A 20,690-nucleotide genomic window follows, 5' to 3' on the forward strand; every position below is an offset into this window, starting at 1 on the left:
GCCCCGTCAGACCCGGCGGTTGTGCGGTGCGGTCAGCGACCGCGTCGCCAGATCGCGCAGCAGGATAGCTTCATCACCCTCGCCGTCGGCCAGCCGGGACACCCGCAGCTTACGGCTGACATGGCTGGCCATTTCGCGCTGACGCATCAGTTCAAACAGGCGCATGTGGCGCAGTTTGTTTTGCAGTTTTGTCATGATGGCCCCCTTCTGGATCCGCTTCTTCCTGAAGATCTAAAAGGCGATTGGGCCGCTAGATGGGCTCAAATGAGGCAGGGCTGCCTTATTGTTGAAGAAACGGAAACAGTTGCTGAAAACCCGCAGCTTTCATGACCGGCCCATCCCGTTGGCGATCTCAATCAGTGCGCCGTTGAATTCCGCCCCCAGGATCAGGATAGCTGAATTCAGATAGAGGAAGATCATTGCGGCCATGGCGCCAGCAAGCCCTGCGTATGTGGCCGAGTATTGCGCAAATGAGCCGACGTAAAACGCAAAGCCGCTGCCGCAGGCCAGCCACAGCAGAAGGGTCAGGATTGCGCCCGGCAGGATCCGCCGCAAGCGGTGCACGCGGCCAGGCAGCAGCACATGGAACGCCAGCACCGCACCAGTGGGAAGAGCCAGCGCCAGAATGCCCCTCAAGCCCTTTTCCCAGCCTTTTGGAACACTTTCGAAGGGCAGCAATTGCGCGATGTGCCTGACATAGAGCGGCAGTAGCACCTCAAACACGGTGACGGCCAGGATCCCCGCCCCGCCTAGAACAACCAGCCCGATGCACAGCGCCCTCGACCGCCAAAACGGTCTTGTGTCCGTATCATGATAAGCCTGCACCATGGCGGTGCGGACGGCATCGACGCCATTTGATGCAAAATAAAGCGCAAACAGGCCGCCCAGGGTGACAAGCTGGGTATTTGATGTCTGCAGCACCGCTTTCAGTTCGGTCAGGATCGGCCGTGCCACCGCGTCCGGCCAAACGCTGAACACCTGTTCCGTCAGGGTTTCCATGGCGACGTCCTGCGACAGCAAACCGGCAACGGTCCCCGCCAGCGCCACAGTAAACAGAACAAACGGAAACAGCGCCAGCATCATCGACATGGCGATATGGCTGCTCATCACCCAGCCGTTTTTCCGGTTGAAGCGGCGGGTGGCGTCTAGCAAGGCTGCAGGCCAGCAGCGTAATGGCGGCAGGATTGGCATAGGCGTAAGGTTCCACAACCATTAGGAAATTGCCAGCGGCAAAGAACAAACACACTGATTTCCGCTTGCCGCAGCCCGGCCAAGTGTAGCAGGCACCGCCTTTCAGTACTAATTTGAAATCAAACCGCTATCTTAGGATCTCCAGATGTTTTGGATTGTTCTTAGCACCACGGCTATTGCCGCAACCTGGGCCGCTGCCGGGTTTGCAGCCCTTCGTGCAGCCCGCACCGCGCGCACACCTCAAGGGGCGATTGGCTGGGCTGTCTTCTTGCTGGCTGCGCCGATAGCCGCCCTGCCCGCCTACATGATCTTTGGCCACCACCGGTTCAAAGGGTACTGGACGGCTCGCCGTGCTGCAGAACAGGCGGTTGCTGCGACGCGGAACTATACCAGCGCCCAATCCGGAGAGGCGCAGCAACTGCCGGTAAACACAGCGCCCTTTGAGGCCATTGCCGGCATGAACGTCTGCCACGGAAACGGATTGGAACTTTTGACTGATGGCGAAAACACATTCAACGCCATCTTCGAAGCGATTGATAACGCGCAGGAATATATCCTTGTTCAATACTACATTCTGCGTGCGGACGGTGTCGGCAAACAGCTTCAGGCCAAGTTGATCGAGGCCGCGCAGCGCGGTGTGACGGTTTGGTTCATGACAGACAGTATCGGCAGCCGGAAGCTGCCCCGCAGTTTTACCCGCGCGCTGGAGGAGGCCGGTGTGAACATGGTTGATCCGGCGGTTCAACGGCCGCCTTGGCACCGGCTTCGGATCAATTTCCGCAACCACCGTAAAACCGTTATTGTGGATGGGCGGACCGGCTTTACCGGCGGGCTGAATGCCGGCGAGGAATACATGGGGCTGGATCCTGTAATGGGTCCCTGGCGGGATACCCATGTGCGGCTCACCGGACCGGTTGTTCAGCAGCTGCAGCTTTCTTTTGCCGAGGATTGGCACTGGCGCACGCAAGAGCCGGTCCTGGATCTGCTGAACTGGGACGCTGAACCGTCACCGCAAGACCGGCCCGGCTTGATTGTTTCGACCGGCCCCGGCGATAGCATCGGCAACGGGTCCATGCTGTTTTTCTCGGCAATCACCGCTGCACAGGAAAAAGTTTGGCTGGCCTCCCCGTATCTGGTTCCGGATCAGGAGGTGCTTGCTGCCTTGAAACATGCCGCGTTGCGCGGGCTGGATGTCCGGATCCTTTTGCCGGAATCCATTGATCACCACCTGCCTTGGCTTGCGGGTTTTGCATTTTTTGATGAACTGCGGGAGGCAGGTGTTCATATCCTGCGCTACCGGGGCGGCTTCATGCATCAGAAGTGTTTTATTATCGATGACCGGATATCGGGTGTGGGCACGGCAAATCTCGACTACCGGTCCTTCCGGCTGAATTTTGAAACCATGGCCTTGTTTTTCGACCCTCGGTCCGCGCGCGAAATCTCTGAAATGCTGGCCAGGGATTTCCAGCGTTCTACCGCGCTAACACAGCCGCTGGACCGGCAGGCATTGCGCATTCGCTTGCTGGCTCCCGTGGCGCGGTTGCTGGCGCCTGTGCTTTAATCCTTTGCCCTATGCGTTTCTCCGTTCAAGGAAAACAGCCGCCCCATCGCGCTGACCAGAAAGGCCGTGCTGATCCCAAAGCCGAATAACCCGGTGACTGCAGCAAAGGCGGCAAAAATCCGCAACGCCGGCCCTAGCACAACGTCGCCGTAGCCAAGCGTGGTATAGGTCGCCAGAGAGAAATAGACTGATGTGTTCCAGTCGCCGATCGCACCGACCAGGACAAAAGCAGCGGACCAGATCCAGACCTGAGCCGTATGACTGCCCAGAATTATGAAAATCGCCACCACCAGCATAATGCCGATCTGCCAGGGCCTGAAGGGTTTGGCAAAGCCCGCCGACATCCTGTTCAGCACGGCGGAACACAAAACCAAAACAGAGATTTCGAGGATCAGGCAGACACTCAGATAGACTGAGCCCCACAGCAACTGGTTCCATAGCGTCATCTTGGCTCTCCCGTCGGTGTGGGGCTGTGTTGGGGCTTTTCAGCAGCTTAGAAAGGTACTCCGCAACGCTTAACCATAAGAAAGCCGGATGGGCCAGCCTTTGTGCCGCACTGGACTTCTTCCTGGCGGAGGTATTGAGTGCCGTTGCAGGCATTGAAGGCCAAAGCGCAGGAGGGTGCCGCAGGATGGTTCTGAAGATCCGCAATGTTACCAAAACCTATCCGGGACAAACGCCGGAAAACGCTGTCTTGCGCGGGGTGTCTTTGGACTTGGCGGCTGGCAGCAGCCTGGCGCTGACGGGCGACAGCGGCTCCGGTAAAAGCACATTGCTGCACTTAGCCGGGGCATTGGATCGTTTTGACAGCGGCGAAATTGAAGTTGCCGGCACCCCGCTGTCAAACCTCAGAGACCGGCAGCGCGCGGCGTTGCGGAGAAATGATGTTTCCCTTGTTTTCCAGCAGTTTAATTTAATACCTTCACTCAGTATTTGGCAGAATATCGCGTTGCATGCGCGGTTGGGAAACCGGTGGGACCCTGATTGGGGGCAAGTGCTGGCGGACCGTCTTGGCCTGGCCGGTTTACTCGATCGCTATCCAGAGCAGCTCTCGGGCGGGCAGCAACAGCGGGTTGCCATTGGCCGTGCCCTGGCTTTGCGTCCCAAATTGCTGCTGGCGGATGAGCCGACCGGGAACCTGGATGAGACCGCCAGCGCGGCGGTGATGGACTTGATGCTGGAACTGGTCCGGGAGAGCGGCGCGGCCCTGTTTCTGGTCACGCATTCCGCAGCCATTGCCAGGATGCTGGACCAGCGCCTGCATTTGCAGCTTGGCCAGGCCGCATGATCCGCTCCGCGCTGAGTGCCATCCTGTCGCACTGGCGCCGGCATCCCCTGCAACTGGCAACGCTGATGGCCGGGCTGGCCCTGGCAACGGGGCTTTGGTCTGCAGTTCAGGCAATCAACGGCGAAGCCCGCGCCAGTTACGCACGCGCCGCCGAGCAGCTTGGTACAACAGCCGCGGACCGGCTGGCGCCGGAAGACGGCGCAATCCCGTTGCAGCAATACGCAAGCCTGCGCCGGTCTGGCTGGCAGCTGACGCCTGTTCTGGAAGGAACTGTCAGGTTCAAGCGGCAAAGCTTTGATATCATGGGTATTGATCTGCTAAGCCATCCGCTGGTTCCGGCCCTGGCCGAGGCGGCAGAGCAGGACAGCGCACCTGCATTGGATGCGCTTTTGCCGCCGGGCCGGTTTTTTGCTCACCCGGAAACCGCGCTTGTGCTTGCAGCCGCGCAAAGTGAGCACCCGGTCACCCAAACGGACAGATTACCGCCGGGTGTGCTGATAGCCGATATCAGTTTGGCCAGCCGGCTGCTGCGCCAGCCGGACAGTCTCAGCTACCTGATTATTCTGCCGGATCAATTGTCCGGCCTGACACCCCTGCAGCAACTTGCCCCGGGCCTAACCCGCATTCCAGCCCGGAACGCAGCGGCAGATACGGCGCGGCTTACCGACAGTTTCCACCTCAACCTGACAGCCTTTGGATTGTTGTCCTTTGCTGTTGGGCTGTTCATTGTTCAAGGGACCATTGGCCTCAGCTTGGAGCAGCGCCGCAGCATGATCCGGACCTTGCGCGGGCTGGGCGTTCCGATGCGGGTACTCGTTGCCCTGTTTGCAGCCGAGCTTGCGGTTGTTGCGCTGTTTTCCGGGATCGCGGGGCTGGCCGGAGGCTATCTGGTGGCTGCAGCACTGCTGCCGGATGTTCAGGCCACGCTGTCCGGCCTCTACGGCGCCTCGGTGGACGGCGCCCTCAGCTTGCGTCTTGAATGGGTTTTGTCCGGGCTGGCAATGGCCTGCGGCGGCACGTTCCTGGCCGGGGCGCAGGCGCTTTATGCCTTATGGCGGATGCCCCTGCTGGCCGCACCCGCAACCCAGGCCCGCGGGCAGCAGGCAAGCAAGTCACACCTGGCGGCGGCGATTGCAGGTGCTGTCTGTTTGCTTGCAGGACTTACAGTTATCTCTATCTTTCAAGGGCTTATTGCAGGGTTTATCTTTCTGTCCGGGCTTATGCTGGGGGCTGCGCTGATACTGCCGCTTCTGATCTCCGCTGGCCTGCGGATCGGGGCGCGGCTGTGCACACGTCCATTTGCCGAATGGCTGTGGGCCGACACACGGGCGCAATTGCCGGGGATGTCACTTGCCCTGATGGCGCTGCTTTTGGCGTTGGCGACGAATATTGGCGTCGGGACAATGGTTTCCAGCTTCAGGCTCACCTTTACCGGCTGGCTGGACCAACGCCTGTCGGCTGAAGTTTACGTGACCACGACAAGCGATGAACAAGGAGCAAAGCTGACGCTGTGGCTGGAGGACCGGGGCATAACCGTGCTGCCGTTCCGGCGCAGTGACATCCGCTACAAGGGGGCGCCGCTGCGGATTTACGGCGTCGCGGATGATGAGACCTACCGGCAGAATTGGCCGCTGCTGGAGGCGCTACCTGCGGTCTGGGACCGTGTCGCCGCTGGAGAAGCCCTGCTGGTCAATGAACAATTTGCCCGCCGTCATGCCCTTAGCCCCGGGCATTCTTTGGCTCTGGCACCGGATTGGAAGCTGACAATTGCCGGGATCTATTCCGACTATGGCAATCCGAATGGTCAGGTGATCACCTCCCTTGCCGCACTGCTGGCCCGCGCACCGGATATTCCCAACCGGCAGTTCGGGCTGCGGCTGCCTGCTGATGATGTGCCGGAACTGGTCAGCTCCATTCGTGAAGCATTTGAAATACCGCGGGAAAACATCGTTGATCAGGCGGGCATCAAGGCCCGCTCTCTGGGCGTCTTTGACCGGACCTTCACCATCACTTCCGCGCTGAACCTGCTGACCCTGGGAGTGGCCGGATTTGCCATGCTGACCAGCCTTCTTACCCTGTGGAGCCAGCGATTGCCGCAACTTGCACCGGTTTGGGCGATGGGTCTTAGCCGCCGCCAGTTGGCCGGTGCCGAAATCCTGCGCAGCCTGCTGCTGGCCGCGATCACCGCGGTTCTGGCCTTGCCGCTGGGCTTGGCTTTGGCCTGGGCGCTGCTTTCCGTCATCAATGTTGAGGCGTTTGGCTGGAAGCTGCCGATGCATCTGTTTCCAGGCGACTGGCTGCGGCTTATCCTGCTGGCCCTGCTGGCCGCGGTGGTGGCAGCCGCCCTGCCCGCGCTCCGTCTCAGCCGCCTGGATCCTGCGGAACTGCTCAAGGTGTTTGCCAATGAACGTTAGACCCATTTTCACGTTCCTCCTGGCTGGCTGGGCCACTGCAGCCCTGCCGCAGGGTTATGCCGGGCTTGGTACTGAGGCCGAGGGGTTTGCGGTACCAGAGCTTGGCCGCCAGCTGTCTTTTCCTCAGGATCACGGCGCCCATCCGGATTTCCGCATTGAGTGGTGGTACTTAACCGCTAACCTGACAGACGCCGGCGGCAAGGACTATGGCATTCAGTGGACCTTGTTCCGGTCCGCCCTGGCTCCGGGAGAGGCCGAGGGCTGGCAAAGTCCGCAAGTCTGGATGGCCCATGCGGCCGTGACAACGCCGGACCAGCACCTATTCGCCGAACGCCTTGCCCGCGGCGGCGTGGGCCAGGCTGGGGTTTTGGCTGATCCTTTCGACGCCTGGATCGGGAATTGGCAGATGCGCTCCACGGGTGAGGCAATTGAAAAGATGGAGATAACGGCCTCAGGCCAAGAGTTTTCCTATGACTTGCAGCTCGCCGCTGATGGTCCTCTGGTGCTGCATGGAGAGGATGGTTATTCCGTGAAGTCCGCCAGCGGCCAAGCGAGCTATTATTATTCCCAACCGCATTATCAGGTGTCCGGAACGCTTGATCTGCCCGGCGGTCCTGTTGGCGTCACAGGCCATGGCTGGCTGGACCGGGAATGGTCAAGCCAGCCGCTGGCAGAGGATCAAAGCGGCTGGGACTGGTTCTCGCTCAGCTTTGACAGCGGTGACAAGCTGATGGGGTTTGTGTTGCGTGGCGGGAGCGGTGATTTCACCTCAGGCACATGGATATCCGCAGACGGCAGTGTGGAAACATTGTCGCCTGGTGCCTTTCACGCCGAGGCGCTGGCTGCGAGCGATGTGCACGGCCGGCAGATCCCCACCCGCTGGCGTGCAAACCTGCCAGAAAAAGGCGTTTCCGTTGAGGTTCAAGCACTTAATCCGCAAAGCTGGATGGGAACCTCGTTTTCATATTGGGAAGGACCGGTGTCGGTCAGCGGCAGCCACTCCGGCAAAGGCTACCTTGAGATGACCGGCTACGAGTAAGGGCGCCCGCAGGCGCCCTTAGTGTTTTCAGCGAACCACAAAGACTGAGCAATCCGAATGCCGGATCACCCGGGCCGCATTGGGCCCGAGCAAATAGTCCTTCAGGTCCGGCTTATGCGCGCCGATCACGATCAGCCCGCTGCCCGCCGTTTCGGCCACCTTCAGGATCTCCTGATAGGCTTTGCCGGTGGCCACCAGATGGCGAACCTTGGCGTTGCCTTCCTCTCCCAGTACCTTGGTGCAAAGATCACGCAGCCGCTGGGTGGTGTCCTTGACCGCTTTTTGATGGTGGTGTTCCTCAAAGAAGCCCGACACCCAGCTTTCGCCAAAGTCCGGCAGGACGTTGACAACATCCAGCTGGGCGCCGTCCAGATCCGCCAGCCGGGCGGCCTGGGTCAGCACTTTTTCGTCGGACGCTGGATCACTGAGTTCCAATGCACACAGTACGGGTTTGTTCATGCCGCTACTCCTTCCTGTTCACGCGCACGGCCGCGCTGCATTAGTGCGACCAGTGCTACCAGCAGCAATGCCGGGAGGAACATAAGCTCCTTTGGCAGCTGGCTGGCCGGGGCCTGGATCGTTGCAACCCGCACCGGTTCATCGGCGTAGAAATCAAAGCTCTCCAGATTGGGTGCCGCCGGGGTGCCGAACATCGGCTCGTCCAGTTTCACAACCCCGTCTTCTTCCAGCAGCAGCAGCCCATAGGCATCCACCGCTTGCTGGCCGCCAGTGCCATCAGCGGTCAGGATCATGGTGGTGCCTTTGATCTCGGAGGTATCAAAATCAGGGCCTTCAACCGTGATCCTGAACTCCGCTCCCGCTTCCGCTTCGTCCAGAGCCTGAACCAACTGGGCCGGCGGTACTGCGGCATAAGGCGGCATCACCCGGTCCATGAAGAAGTCCGGCCGGAACAGCGCGAAGGCTGCGAAGATCAGCAGGATGCTTTCATAGATCCGGCTGCGGCTGACAAAATAGCCCATGGTGCCGGCAGTAAAGACCAGGATGGCGATGGTCGCTGATATGGCCACAAGGATGCCCTGTATCCAGGTTACATCAATCAGCAGTAGATCGGTGTTGAAGATGAACACAAACGGCAGCGCCACGGTCCGCAACGAGTAGAAGAAGGCAATGAAGCCGGTGCGGATCGCATCGCCGCCCGACACCGCCGCTGCGGCAAAGCTGGCAAGGCCGACAGGCGGTGTCACATCCGCCATGATCCCAAAGTAGAACACAAACAGATGCACTGCGATCAGCGGCACAATCAGACCGGACTGGGCGCCGAGTTCGACCACCACACCGGCCATCAGTGAGCTGACAACGATGTAGTTCGCCGTTGTCGGCAGCCCCATGCCCAGAACCAGCGAGAGGATACCCACCATCACCAGCATCAGGATCAGGTTGCCGCCCGAAACAAACTCAACCAGTTCGGACATCACCTGCCCGACACCGGTCAGCGTAACGGTGCCAACGATCACCCCCGCAGTAGCCGTGGCCAGCGCGATGCCGATCATGTTGCGCGCGCCGTCGATCAGCCCGTTCCACAGGTCGTGGACGCCTTCCATAAAGGCATTGGCCATGTTGCTTTGGCCGCGGAAGACCGCCTTGAGCGGCTTCTGGGTCAGCAGGATCACAAACAGCAGTGCGGTCGCCCAGAATGCCGACAGGCCGGGTGACTTCTGTTCGATCATCAGGAAGTAAACCAGAACGATGATCGGCAGCAGGTAATGCAGGCCCGCCTTATAGATCTCGCCCACCACTGGCAGTTCGACCTCTTTGGCGTTCGGGTCGTCCGGCACCAGATCGTCAACGCCGGAAGCCAGCCACAACAGGGCCGCATAGGCTGCGAACACAAGGGCTGCCAGTGTCAGCCCGGAGGCGCCCGGCATTGCCGAGGTGATCCATTTGACCGGGTATTGAACGCTATAGCAAAGGGCCGCAAAGCCGGCAAAGAACAGAGCCATGCCGCCAATGGTGCGGCCCATGGAAACAACGCGGTTGCCCAGCGTCGGCATGTTCCGCTTCACCGCTTCCAAATGAACGATATAGACCAGCGCGATGTAGGAAATCGCGGCGGGCAGGAAGGCATGGGTGATCACCTCGACATAGGAGATGCCCACATATTCCACCATCAAGAAGGCCGCAGCGCCCATCACCGGCGGCATGATCTGGCCGTTGACTGACGAGGCAACCTCAACCGAGCCGGCCTGTTCGCTGGTAAAGCCCACCCGCTTCATCAGCGGGATGGTGAAAGTGCCGGTTGTCACCACGTTGGCGATGGAGGAGCCGGAGATCAGACCGGTTGCGGCAGAACCCACCACGGCCGCCTTGGCCGGACCGCCGCGCAGGTGGCCAAGCGCGCCAAAGGCCATTTTGATGAAGTAATTGCCGGCCCCGGCCTTATCCAGCAGTGCACCGAACAGCACAAACAGAAAGACAAACTTGGTGGAGACCCCGAGGGCAATGCCAAACACGCCCTCGGAGGTGATCCACATATGGCTCATCGCCTTTTTCAGGCTGGCGCCCTTCCAGCGGATGACTTCGGGCACCCAGTCGGAGGAGCCAAAGAACACATAGGCCAGAAAGATAGTTGCGATGATCGCCATTGCCGGGCCAAGCGCGCGGCGGGCGGCCTCGAACAGCAGGATCAGACCCGCCAGCGCAAACCATTTATCCATGTCATCGGCAAGCCCGCCGGAATCGACGATTTTCTGATAGAAAATATAGCCGTACATGGCAATTACGGTGCCGGCCAGCGCGAAGACCCAATCCTGAATGGGAATGTAATTCCGCGGGCTGGACTTCAGCGCCGGATAGGCGGCATAGGCCAGGAAAATGGCAAAGGCCAAATGGATTTGCCGGGAATTGTTCACCACACTGCCGGGCAGCAGCAGGTTGGAAACGGGTGAAGCAAGAATGACTTGGAACACCGACCAGATGACTGCGACGATAGCCAGGAACAGCCCCACACTTCCTACCGGATTGCGGGCGCCTGCGTCTGAGGACGCGACAAGTTCCTGAAGCTCTTCTTCGCTGAGCGGCCGATTTCCCTGAGCATCGGATGCCATGGATAATCTCCCCTGTGGCCGCCGTTTTTCCGGGGCCTGAAATTTAAAGCCTGGGCAGCGGCCTCAGGCAAAACGGGGCGCCAAATGCGCCCCGTTCCTTATGTTGGTTGGATTACTCGATCCAGCCTTTTTCTTTGTAATACTTGGCAGCACCGGGATGCAGCGGTGCCGACAGACCGTCTGCAATCATCTCTTCCGGCTTCAGATTGGCGAATGCCGGGTGCAGCTTCTGGAAGGCTTCGAAGTTCTCAAAGACGGAGCTGACAACGGCATAGACCGCATCGTCGGACACGTCCGCCGAGGTCACAAAGGTTGCGCCCACGCCAAAGGTCTGGGTGTCGTTGTCAGACCCGCGGTACATGCCGCCGGGGATGGTGGCGGTGCGGTAGAAGGAGTTGTCGCCAACCAGTTTTTCAACCGCTTCGCCGTCCACGGTCACCAGGACCGAGTCACAGGCGGTGGAGGCTTCCTGAATAGAACCGGACGGGTGGCCAACGGTATAGATCATCGCGTCGATCTGGTTGTCGCAGAGCGCTGCGGACTGTTCCGCTGCCTTCAATTCGGTTGCCAGGGCGAAATCCTCCATACCCCAGCCCTTGGCGCCCATCAGCACTTCCATGGTAGCACGCTGGCCGGATCCCGGATTGCCGATGTTGACGCGCTTGCCCTTCAGGTCTTCGAAGCTGCTGATGCCGGCGTCAGCACGGGCCACAACTGTGAAGGGTTCCGGATGCACGGAGAAGACAGCGCGCAGGCCTTCAAAAGGCTTGCCTTCAAACTGCACTACCCCGTTGTATGCGTTATACTGAATGTCAGACTGGGCCACGCCGAACTGCAGTTCACCCTCCTGGATAGTATTCACATTATAGACCGAGCCGCCGGTGGATTCGACGGCGCATTTGAAGCCGTGCTCCTTGCGGCCCTTGTTCACCAGACGGCAGATGGCGCCGCCGGTCGGGTAATAAACACCGGTCACGCCGCCGGTGCCAATGGTGATGTATTCCTGAGCAAATGCTGCGGGTGCCGCAAAGGACGCCGCCACCAATGCACCGATAGCCAGCTGGGTGTGTTTCATGATCAAGTCTCTCCCACTTGTCTTATGATTTGCAGCCTGGCGCGGAAGGCAGTGAAACCGTGATTACGGTACCTGCACGGCCACAGAATTCGGCCCACCAGACCGGGCATGTGCGGATTATTTCGCACGTGCAGAAGGGTTTCACCGGCACCTCTCCAAGTCAAGGGTGCTATCTATTGACGCACCCCGTAAACCCGCATTTTTCTCCTAATTGACGAAGGTTAGGTAATTTTCCCCGTCAAGGCCCGGGTGCATTCGGCCACCTTTGCACAAAGTTTTTTCTTGCAAGGAAAGTGACCGGTACAGCGATTCTTTCTGCGGGCAGCCGTGCTTCTGCGCCGCCTAACCTTGGCAGCCATTCCAGGCGGATTTTTGCAGCTTTGCGACGGTTTAAAAAACATCCTGGTGACAAATCATCCGGATGACGCTAATACGCACCACATAAAAATTGATCCGCGGTACTAAAATTTAATAAAGCGGACAGCATTAACGGGGAGCTTGCGGCAATGCTGCTGAGCCAAGTGATTACTGACAACCCGTCTTTGACGGATTTCTGGGCGTTGGAACGATGCGTTTCCGCTGAAGCCAGAAAGATACCCAGCGAGGCGAATGCGCCTTTGACCTGTGATGTGGAGCCGGAGTTCCGCTGTACGCCACGGAAATGGGACCTGATCCTGTCGGCGGCCCATGACCGCGGATTGCGAGCGCGCCGCGCCTGATACCCGGCTGATCGCTGCCAGCCCCGGCGGACCTTCGGTTCTGATGGAAGAGAAAACCCCGCCAGATGGACTGGCGGGGCGGGCTGTTTTACTCTGCCGGTTGGGCTGCCGGTGTGCCTTTGATGCGTTCGCGCATCCCCTGCATCATCGCATACAGCACCGGTACCACGATGACGCCAACCACGGTTGCTGCCAGCATACCGCCAAAGACGGCAATACCGATGGCCCGCTGGCTGGCTGCGCCTGCGCCCGAAGCAACCAGCAGTGGCACCACCCCCAGCAGAAAAGACAGCGCTGTCATCATCACGGCGCGGAAACGCTGTTTGGCGGCCTCCTGCGCCGCGTCGCGGATTGAGAGACCGGCGGCGCGCTGCTCCATCGCGAACTCGACAATCAGAATGGCGTTTTTCGACGCCAGGCCGATCAGCATGATCATTCCGATCTGCGTGTAGAGGTTGATGTCATTGCCGGCGATTGCCACCGCCGCAACCGCTCCGAACAGGGCTACGATCACCGACAGCAGGATGGCCACCGGCATCGTCCAGCTTTCGTATTGCGCGACCAGGAACAGATAGCCGAACAGCACTGCCATCGCCAGGATCACGGTGACCAGACCTGCCGAGTCCAGCTGCTGCTGCGCCGTACCGGTCCATTCAAAGGCGTAGCCCGGCGGCAGCGCCGTCGCGGCTTCCTCCTGCATCACCCGGATCGCATCGCCGGTGGACAGACCTGCCGCCGGCACAGCGGTAACAGTGGCCGAGCGGAAGATATTGTGCCGCTTCAGCAGCACCGGCCCCAGCACGTTTTCCACATCAATCAGGGTCGACAACGGCACCATTTCACCCGACTGCGTCCGCACATACAGGCCGCCGATATCCTCGATCTTGTCGCGGAAAGTGCCTTCCGCTTGCAGCATCACCTTGTAGACACGGCCGAACAGATTGAAGTCGTTGACGTAATAAGACCCCAAGAGTGCCTGCATGGTCTGAAACACTTCGGAAATCGGCACATTCAGCGTCTTGGCCTTTTCGCGGTCCAGATCAACAAACACCTGCGGCACATTGGCCCGGAAGGTCGTATAGGACTGGGCGATCTCCGGGCGCTGATTGGCCGAGTAGACCAGCGAGCCGACCGATTGCGCCAGATCCTGCGGGGTGCCGCCGGCGGTTTGCTGGATTGCCATTTCCACACCTGCGGACATGCCCAGGCCCGAAATCGGCGGCGGGTTGAAGGCGACGATGCTGGCGGCGGCTTCCCCATTGGCAATGCCGTAGATCTGGCCAAGGATAGCATTGGGATGCAGCGCCTCGGTTTGCCGTTCATCCCAAGGGTGAAGGGAGGCGATGATCATGGCACCATTGGCCCCCGCCCCGTTCAGCAGGCTGAATCCATTGACCAGAACCGTGCCTTGGACACCGGGGATCTGCCGGATCTGCTCGTCGATCCGGCCGGTCACTGTCTCCGTCCGTCCCAGCGCCGCCGCATCGGGCAGCTGCACATCCACAAACAGATAGCCGTTGTCTTCGGCCGGCAGGAAGCCTTTGGACGTAGAGTTGAAAATTGTGCCGGTGCCGAAGGCAACCGCCGCAATGATGGCCAGCCCGATCACCGGCAGGCGCAGCAGCCGGGTGACGATGCTCAGATATCCGCTGCGGACGCCGCCGATCATGTTCTCGAACAGTGCCAGCAAGCCTTTTGGCGGGCCGGAGCGCGCCTTGAGCACAATGGAACAAAGCGCCGGCGACAGCGTCAGCGCGTTGACCGAGGAGATCACAACCGCAACCGAAATGGTCACCGCAAACTGCGAGTACAGCTTGCCGGTGATCCCAGGCATGAAGGTGACCGGCACAAACACCGCCAGCAGAACCAGGGTTGTGGCAATCACCGGACCGGTGATCTGCCCCATTGCCTTGCGGGTGGCCTCAGCCGGGGGAAGCCCCTCTTCGGCGATGATCCGTTCGACATTCTCCACCACCACGATGGCGTCATCCACCACGATGCCGATCGCCAGCACCAGCGCAAACAGCGAGATGGTGTTAAGCGACATGCCAAGCACCAGCAGGAAGGCAAATGTTCCGATAAGGGACACCGGGATGGCAATCGCCGGAATAATCGTTGCCCGGAAAGAGCCGAGGAAGATGAACACCACCGTGATCACCAGTGCAAAGGTCATCATCAGGGTGGAAATCACATCATTCAGCGACTGTTCGACAAAATCCGTGGTGTTGAACGGCACCGAATAGGAAACGTCGTCCGGGAAATCCCCCGACAGCCGGTCCATCTCTGCCAGCACAGCCTCGGACACCGCCAGCGCATTGGCGCCGGGAGATTGGTAGACAGCCAGGATCGTCGCCGGCACGCCGTCGAAATAGCCCGAGGAACTGTAATTGGAGGCCCCCAGCTCAACCTTGGAAATGTCCCTGAGCCGGACAGTGCTGCCGCCGTCGCCGGTGCGGATGACGATGTCCTCAAACTCAGCAACCTCGGTCAGGCGGCCCTTGGACTTGATGGTATATTGGAAGACCTGATCGCCCGGAACCGGCGGCGCGCCCACCTGCCCGGCGGAGACTTCGATGTTCTGTTCACGCACTGCGTTGATAACATCGCCCGGCGAGATTCCGAGGCCTGCCATCTTGTTCGGATCCAGCCAGACCCGCATGGCGTATTCGAAATTGGTCAGGATATCAGCCTTGCCGACGCCGTCGACGCGGGCCAGGGCATCCTTGATGTTGATGGCGGCATAGTTTGACAAAAACACGTTGTCATACGAGCTGTTGGGCGATGTCAGGGCCGCAACCAGCAGCATGTTGGAGGAGCTTTTCTGAGTCACCACCCCGTTTGCCGTCACTTCGGCGGGTAGAGCTGCTGTTGCTTGCGCCACCCGGTTCTGCACGTTGACAGACGCAATATCTGCATCGGTGCCGACTTCGAAGGTTACTGAGAGAGAATAGCTGCCATTGTCAGCCGACGTGGAGGACATGTAGAGCATCCCGTCCACCCCGTTGACCTGCGCCTCAATCGGCGCGGCGACGCTTTTTTCCACGGTTTCGGCATTGGCACCGGGGTAGCTGGCGGTGACATTCACCACCGGCGGCGTGATTTCCGGGAACTGCGCCACAGGCAGCGCGAAGTAGCCGATCACCCCCATGACCGTCAGCACCAGAGAGATGACGATTGCGAATTTCGGTCTTGAAATGAATATGCTGGAAAACATTGCTTATTCTCCAGCCTGTGCGGCCATGACCGGGTCCACTTCGACACCGGGGCGGATCTTTTGCAGGCCTTCGACCACAACGGTTTCGCCCTTGGTCAGACCGTCCAGCACAATGATGCCGGTGCCCTGAACATCGCCAGTGACGATATAGCGCTGGGCCACCTGATTCTGATCGTCCACTACCAGAACAAACGGCCCCTGCTGATCGCGCTGGATCGCAGCCTGGCTGATGATGATCCGGTCAACTGCCTCCTGAGACTGCAGGCCGACGGTCAGAAAGGCGCCGTCCAGGATCAACCGGTGATCATTTTGAAACTGCGCCCGTACGGTGACGGCGCCGGTGGCTGGATCAACCCGGTTGCCGGCAAAGGCGATCCGGCCTTTTTCCTCCAGCTCGGCGCCATTGGGCAAGACGACGAATACTTCCGGCGCGGTTTCAGTGTCAGAGCGTTCAATACCTTCGGCCTGAAGCTCCTGCAAAATCTCGACAAACTGCTTTTCGTTCAACGAAAAGGAAACATAAACCGGTGCTTCACGCACGATATTGACCAAAGCCGCGCCACTGGGGTTGACCACATCGCCGATGCTGACCTCGACCCGGCCGACCCGGCCCGAGAACGGCGCGTGGATTTCGGTATAGCTCAGATCCAATTCCGCCTGCTTGATCGCAGCCGCAGCGGCGCGCACCTGGGCTTCGGCCACTAGCTCATTGGCGCGGGAGGTGTCCCGGTCCGCCTCAGGCACCGAACCGCGATCGAACAGTTCCTGTTTGCGGGCCAGATCCAACGAGGCGAGCTCCAAATTGGCCTCAGCCTGGGCCAGTTCGGCGCGGCGGCTTTCCAGCACCGCCTCATAAGCGCTGCGTTCGATGCGGAACAGCACGTCGCCCTTTTCCACCTCAGCACCGTCTTTGACCAGCACCTCCTCCAAGTAGCCGTTGACCCGGGCCATGATGTTTGCCTTGTCGATCGCTTCACCGCGGCCGATGAAGGTTGAGGTATCCTTGATCGGTTTAACCACTGCCTGTGACACCGAAACCTTTGGTGCAGCACCCTGCTGCGCAAACGCCGCATCCGCACTTGCCAAACCAACCGCTGCAATTGCTGCTAGTCCGGTCCAGCCGGTCAGGCCCCTGTTCCAGAAATTCTTCATCCTTGAGCCTTTCAATTTGACGAAAATAAACCGGGCGGCCGGTTTTCCGGTGCACCCGCTCGTTATAAAACTTAACCCTATTGAACACTGCGCGAGCTGCTGTCTGCAAGGAGCACGCGTGCTGACCGGACAATTTCACTCAGAAACTCCGCGATAATCAAGCGGGCCTTTCCAACGAAACCTTGCGCGCAAGGCGCAATTCAGGGAAACCGGAAACAACTTACCGGCCAATCCGGCACCGGCAGCTGCGCTGCAACGAAAAAGGGGAAACTCCGATGAAAGTGAATGGCACCCATTACCGCTCCCTTTGGTGGGATCACGATCACGATGCGCTGCAGATCATTGACCAGCGCTGGCTGCCGCATGACTTCCGCGTCCAGCAGGTGAACACGTTGCAGGACTTCGCCGATGCAATTGTTGAGATGCGGGTGCGCGGCGCACCTCTGATCGGTGCGACGGCTGCTTATGGCATGGCTCTGGCGATGCGGCTGGATCCGTCAGATGCAGCGATGGATCAGGCCTGGAGCTTTCTCAACGCCACCCGCCCCACCGCTATCAATCTGCGCTGGGCGCTGGATCGTTGCCGCAACCACCTTCGGCCGCTGGCAGCAGGCGAACGCACCGCCGCCGCGCTGGTGCTGGCGCATGAGATCGCAGACGAAGATGTCGGGATCAACCGCAGCATAGGTGCGCATGGGTTGGAACTGATCAGGAAAATCGCCGCGAATAAGCCTGCGGGCGAGCCGGTCCGCCTGCTGACCCATTGCAACGCCGGCTGGATCGCCACCGTCGATTGGGGCACCGCCACCAGCCCGATGTATCAAGCGCATGATGCGGGCATTCCGATCCACGTCTGGGTGGACGAGACCCGTCCGCGCAATCAGGGTGCCCTGACCTCCTGGGAATTGGGCAGCCACGGCATCAGCCACAGCTATATTACCGACAATGCCGGCGGCCATCTGATGCAGCACGGCCAGGTGGATCTGGTGATCACCGGCACTGACCGCACCACCCGCCGCGGCGATGTCTGCAACAAGATCGGCACCTATTTGAAAGCGCTGGCTGCCAAGGACAACGGTGTGCCTTTCTACGTCGCCCTGCCCTCGCCGACCATCGATTGGACCGTCTCGGACGGCGTTGCCGAAATTCCGATCGAAGAACGCAGCGAACGTGAAATCACCCATGTTCAAGGCAAGACCGAGGATGGCGCCATTGGCGTGGTTCAGGTCACCCCGGATGGCACGCCTGGCGGCAACCCGGCCTTTGACGTGACCCCGAACCGGCTGGTCACCGGCCTGATCACCGAACGCGGGATCTGCGAAGCCTCCGAAGACGGCCTGGCCAGGCTGTTTCCGGAAATGGCCGCCGCCAGATCCGCTTGAGACCGGAGGATTTTGCGTGAAGCCTCCTTATCAGGACAGCCCCGGTCTGCGGCAGACAGTGATCGACGCTTGCCTGGAAATGAATGCCATGGGCATCAATCAGGGCACTTCGGGCAATATCTCGGTGCGCGCGGGCGATATGATGCTGATCACGCCTTCCGGTGTGCCCTATGAAAAGATGACGCCCAAGGATCTGGTGAAGATACCGCTGGACGGCAGCCAAGTACCGGACGGCCAGTTGAAACCTTCCACGGAATGGCCTTTTCACCTGGCCATTCTGCAGGCCAAGCCCGCTGTCAGCGCGGTGGTTCACGCGCATCCTGTCTATTGCTGCGCTCTGGCAATGAACCGCCAGGCTATCCCTGCCTGCCACTATATGGTCGCGGCCTTTGGCGGCAACGATGTGCCGGTGGCAGATTATGCGCTGTTCGGAAGCCGGCAGCTGTCGGACAATATCACCCGCTCTTTGCAAAACCGCAGTGCCTGCCTGATGGCAAATCATGGTGCTGTCGCCACCGGAGAAAGCTTGCCGCGTGCACTCTGGCGGATGGGAGAGTTGGAAGCGTTGGCAAAAGGTTATGCGGCGAGCCTCACAATCGGTAAGCCGCACATCCTGAGTGAAGATGAAATGGAGGAAGTTACCGCTGCCTTCACGGATTATGGCCTGAGGGACAGCCGCTGACGTTGCATCAGTGCAAAGCAAGACCAATACGTGATTGCGGAATCTGCCGATGGAAGTGGGCAAAAAAGAACAAAGGCCTGCAGCAAGAACGCGCTGCAGGCCTTTGTTTTTATTGGTACCCAAGGCCGGACTCGAACCGGCACGCTGTCACCAGCGGGGGATTTTGAATCCCCTGCGTCTACCATTCCGCCACTTGGGCAACGTCCTTTTCCTAGCCAAGCCGGACGCCAAGGTCCAGAGGCAAAAAGGCACTTTGCAGCCAAAAAAACGGCCCGTGGCAAATTCACCTGGCAGCAAAGGTTGACGGAATGCGGCGCGCATGCCACCTCATCTTGCAAAACCCGTTGAGGATGCAGGGCGCAGGATGCTGAAACCGCTATACAACCGGACGATGGCCCTGGCCGATCATCCCAAGGCGCTTTGGTGTTTGGCCGCTGTCGCCTTTGTCGAAAGCTCCGTGTTTCCGATCCCGCCGGATGTGCTGATGATTCCGATGATCCTGGCCCGCCCGTCCCGCGCCTGGCTGATTGCGCTAGTGGCCTTGGCGGCCTCGGTCGCAGGCGGTGTGCTGGGCTATGCGATTGGTGCGTTCTTTTACGAGGGCATCGGCCAGCCGGTGCTCGAGGCGATGGGCAAAGGCGATGCTATCGCTGAATTCAACACCCGGTTTAACGATTTTGGCTTCTGGGCTGTTCTTGGCGCCGGCGTCACACCGTTCCCCTACAAAGTGATAACCATAATGTCGGGCTGGACCGGCATGCCCATCGGCACCTTCATTGCCACCTCTATCCTCGCACGCGCATTGCGTTTTTTCATCGTCGCCGGATTACTCTGGAAATTCGGAACCCCAATCCGCGACTTTATTGAGCGCCGCTTGGGGCTGGTTTTCACGGCCTTCATGCTTGTCCTGTTTGGCGGCTTCCTACTGGTAAGGTTTATCTGATAATGCATCGTTTTTTGATTATCCTTGCGGCCGGCGGCTCTGCGGCGCTGCTGTTGGGCGCGCTGGGGTTCCAATACATTGGCGAAATGCCGCCCTGTAAACTGTGCTATTGGCAGCGCTATCCGCATGCCGCCGCCGCAGGGATCGGCGTATTGGCGCTGATCATTCCGGGCGCGCTGCTGCCTTATCTGGGCGCGCTGGCCGCCCTGGCCACAGCAGGCATAGGCGCCTTTCACACCGGGGTTGAACGAGGCTGGTGGGAAGGTCCGTCCACCTGCACATCCGGCCCGGTTGGCGGCTTGTCTCCGGATCAGTTGCTGGACCAGATCATGGCCGCACCGCTGGTGCAATGCGATCAGGTGCCTTGGGAAATGCTGTCACTGTCCATGGCCAGCTGGAATGCCATTGCGTCCTTTGGTCTGGCACTGCTTTGGGTCGCCGCCGCCAACCATGCCCGCAAGCAGGGTTAACCTTATGGAAAGTTGAGGTGCGGCAGATAACCATTGATTATCCAGCAGCCTCCCTAGATATCAGCTGTCCTTTTTAGTGGCCAGCAGCAGATTTGTCTCGCTGCTTACAATCCCTTCAAAGGTGCGGATCTTGGCCAAAGCCGTGTCCAGGGTTTCCAGGGTCTCGGTGCCAAGCTCCACAATTAAATCCCAGCGTCCATTAGTCGTGTGAATGGCCCGCACCTCCGGCAGCCCCTGCAGCTGCCGGGTAATCCGGCTGGTGCCGCGGCCTTCGATTCCGATCAGCATCAGCCCGCGGACCGGATCCCGCAGCACGTCTTCCTTAAGCACCACGGTAAACCCCAGGATGTCGCCCCGCGCCTGCAACCGCTCGATCCGTGCCCGCACTGTGGTGCGTGACAGGTTCAGCTCCAGCGCCAGGTCCGACAGAGACGCCCGTGCGTTGTGCCGCAGGGCCGACACCAGCCGCTCATCCGTTTTGTCCATTTCATGCCT

17 protein-coding genes and 1 tRNA gene are annotated in these 20,690 nt (G+C 59.8%); 8 read left to right on the forward strand and 10 right to left on the reverse strand.

All coding sequences use genetic code 11. The features are described 5' to 3' along the window. Positions 1-6: 6 nt before the first annotated feature. Both K3557_RS08475 and K3557_RS08480 read right to left on the reverse strand, forming a co-directional pair. A complete protein-coding gene (locus tag K3557_RS08475) occupies positions 7-195 on the reverse strand; it encodes a hypothetical protein (protein WP_259999084.1) in 189 nt (62 codons plus the stop codon). A gap of 129 nt (positions 196-324) precedes the next feature. Next, entirely contained in the window at positions 325-1,191 is an 867-nt protein-coding gene (locus K3557_RS08480) for a YihY/virulence factor BrkB family protein (RefSeq protein ID WP_259992152.1), read from the reverse strand. Positions 1,192-1,336: 145 nt separating this feature from the next. Here K3557_RS08480 and cls point away from each other — a divergent pair, with 145 nt between their 5' ends. Then, positions 1,337-2,752 (forward strand): cardiolipin synthase, encoded by a 1,416-nt coding sequence (gene cls / locus K3557_RS08485; protein ID WP_259999086.1) that lies wholly within the window; start codon positions 1,337-1,339, stop codon positions 2,750-2,752. Here the strand turns inward: cls and K3557_RS08490 are convergent. Further along, positions 2,749-3,198 (reverse strand): potassium channel family protein, encoded by a 450-nt coding sequence (locus K3557_RS08490; protein ID WP_259999087.1) that lies wholly within the window; start codon positions 3,196-3,198, stop codon positions 2,749-2,751. The genes cls and K3557_RS08490 overlap by 4 nt on opposite strands. Before the next feature lie 185 nt (positions 3,199-3,383). Here K3557_RS08490 and K3557_RS08495 point away from each other — a divergent pair, with 185 nt between their 5' ends. Genes K3557_RS08495 through K3557_RS08505 form a run of 3 tightly spaced genes read left to right on the forward strand, consistent with a single transcriptional unit; the run spans position 3,384 to position 7,493 of the window. After that, positions 3,384-4,040 carry an ABC transporter ATP-binding protein gene (locus tag K3557_RS08495; protein ID WP_259992611.1) on the forward strand — a complete coding sequence of 219 codons (657 nt, stop codon included), beginning with the start codon at positions 3,384-3,386 and terminating at the stop codon, positions 4,038-4,040. Next, complete coding sequence (locus tag K3557_RS08500; protein ID WP_259999090.1) at positions 4,037-6,454, forward strand: FtsX-like permease family protein; 2,418 nt, start codon at positions 4,037-4,039, stop codon at positions 6,452-6,454. The genes K3557_RS08495 and K3557_RS08500 overlap by 4 nt, the downstream gene beginning before the upstream one ends. After that, entirely contained in the window at positions 6,444-7,493 is a 1,050-nt protein-coding gene (locus K3557_RS08505) for a lipocalin-like domain-containing protein (protein ID WP_259999092.1), read from the forward strand. The genes K3557_RS08500 and K3557_RS08505 overlap by 11 nt, the downstream gene beginning before the upstream one ends. 27 nt (positions 7,494-7,520) lie before the next feature. Here the strand turns inward: K3557_RS08505 and K3557_RS08510 are convergent, their stop codons facing one another. The 5 genes from K3557_RS08510 to K3557_RS08530 form a co-directional block, all read right to left on the reverse strand. Then, positions 7,521-7,952: a universal stress protein gene (locus tag K3557_RS08510; protein WP_129370903.1), complete on the reverse strand. Its 432-nt coding sequence runs from the start codon at positions 7,950-7,952 to the stop codon at positions 7,521-7,523. After that, the gene (locus K3557_RS08515; protein ID WP_259999094.1) at positions 7,949-10,558 is read right to left on the reverse strand and encodes a TRAP transporter permease; all 2,610 of its coding nucleotides are present in this window, start codon (positions 10,556-10,558) and stop codon (positions 7,949-7,951) included. The genes K3557_RS08510 and K3557_RS08515 overlap by 4 nt, the downstream gene beginning before the upstream one ends. 112 nt (positions 10,559-10,670) lie before the next feature. Then, positions 10,671-11,633, reverse strand: coding sequence for a TAXI family TRAP transporter solute-binding subunit (locus K3557_RS08520; RefSeq protein ID WP_259999095.1), 963 nt, complete (start codon positions 11,631-11,633; stop codon positions 10,671-10,673). 807 nt (positions 11,634-12,440) lie between these two features. Beyond that, the gene (locus tag K3557_RS08525) at positions 12,441-15,566 is read right to left on the reverse strand and encodes an efflux RND transporter permease subunit (RefSeq protein WP_259999097.1); all 3,126 of its coding nucleotides are present in this window, start codon (positions 15,564-15,566) and stop codon (positions 12,441-12,443) included. A 3-nt stretch (positions 15,567-15,569) separates the two neighbouring features. Beyond that, positions 15,570-16,718 (reverse strand): efflux RND transporter periplasmic adaptor subunit, encoded by a 1,149-nt coding sequence (locus tag K3557_RS08530; RefSeq protein WP_259999099.1) that lies wholly within the window; start codon positions 16,716-16,718, stop codon positions 15,570-15,572. A 275-nt stretch (positions 16,719-16,993) separates the two neighbouring features. Between K3557_RS08530 and mtnA the strand changes: the two genes are divergently transcribed. Both mtnA and K3557_RS08540 read left to right on the forward strand, forming a co-directional pair. Next, the gene (gene mtnA, locus K3557_RS08535; RefSeq protein WP_259999101.1) at positions 16,994-18,100 is read left to right on the forward strand and encodes an S-methyl-5-thioribose-1-phosphate isomerase; all 1,107 of its coding nucleotides are present in this window, start codon (positions 16,994-16,996) and stop codon (positions 18,098-18,100) included. Between the two features lie 16 nt (positions 18,101-18,116). Continuing rightward, positions 18,117-18,782, forward strand: coding sequence for a class II aldolase/adducin family protein (locus K3557_RS08540; protein ID WP_259999102.1), 666 nt, complete (start codon positions 18,117-18,119; stop codon positions 18,780-18,782). Positions 18,783-18,895: 113 nt separating this feature from the next. Here the strand turns inward: K3557_RS08540 and K3557_RS08545 are convergent. After that, positions 18,896-18,981: transfer RNA gene (locus tag K3557_RS08545), tRNA-Leu, on the reverse strand. Between the two features lie 165 nt (positions 18,982-19,146). Here K3557_RS08545 and K3557_RS08550 point away from each other — a divergent pair. Both K3557_RS08550 and K3557_RS08555 read left to right on the forward strand, forming a co-directional pair. Continuing rightward, a complete protein-coding gene (locus tag K3557_RS08550; RefSeq protein ID WP_259992612.1) occupies positions 19,147-19,725 on the forward strand; it encodes a YqaA family protein in 579 nt (192 codons plus the stop codon). Positions 19,726-19,727: 2 nt separating this feature from the next. Then, the gene (locus K3557_RS08555) at positions 19,728-20,195 is read left to right on the forward strand and encodes a disulfide bond formation protein B (RefSeq protein WP_259992174.1); all 468 of its coding nucleotides are present in this window, start codon (positions 19,728-19,730) and stop codon (positions 20,193-20,195) included. Positions 20,196-20,255: 60 nt separating this feature from the next. Here the strand turns inward: K3557_RS08555 and K3557_RS08560 are convergent, their stop codons facing one another. Beyond that, positions 20,256-20,681, reverse strand: a complete 426-nt coding sequence (locus tag K3557_RS08560; RefSeq protein ID WP_027258961.1) for an Lrp/AsnC family transcriptional regulator — start codon at positions 20,679-20,681, stop codon at positions 20,256-20,258. Positions 20,682-20,690 lie beyond the last annotated feature (9 nt).

The sequence above is a fragment of the Leisingera sp. M523 genome (genome assembly GCF_025141335.1).
Lineage (GTDB): Bacteria > Pseudomonadota > Alphaproteobacteria > Rhodobacterales > Rhodobacteraceae > Leisingera.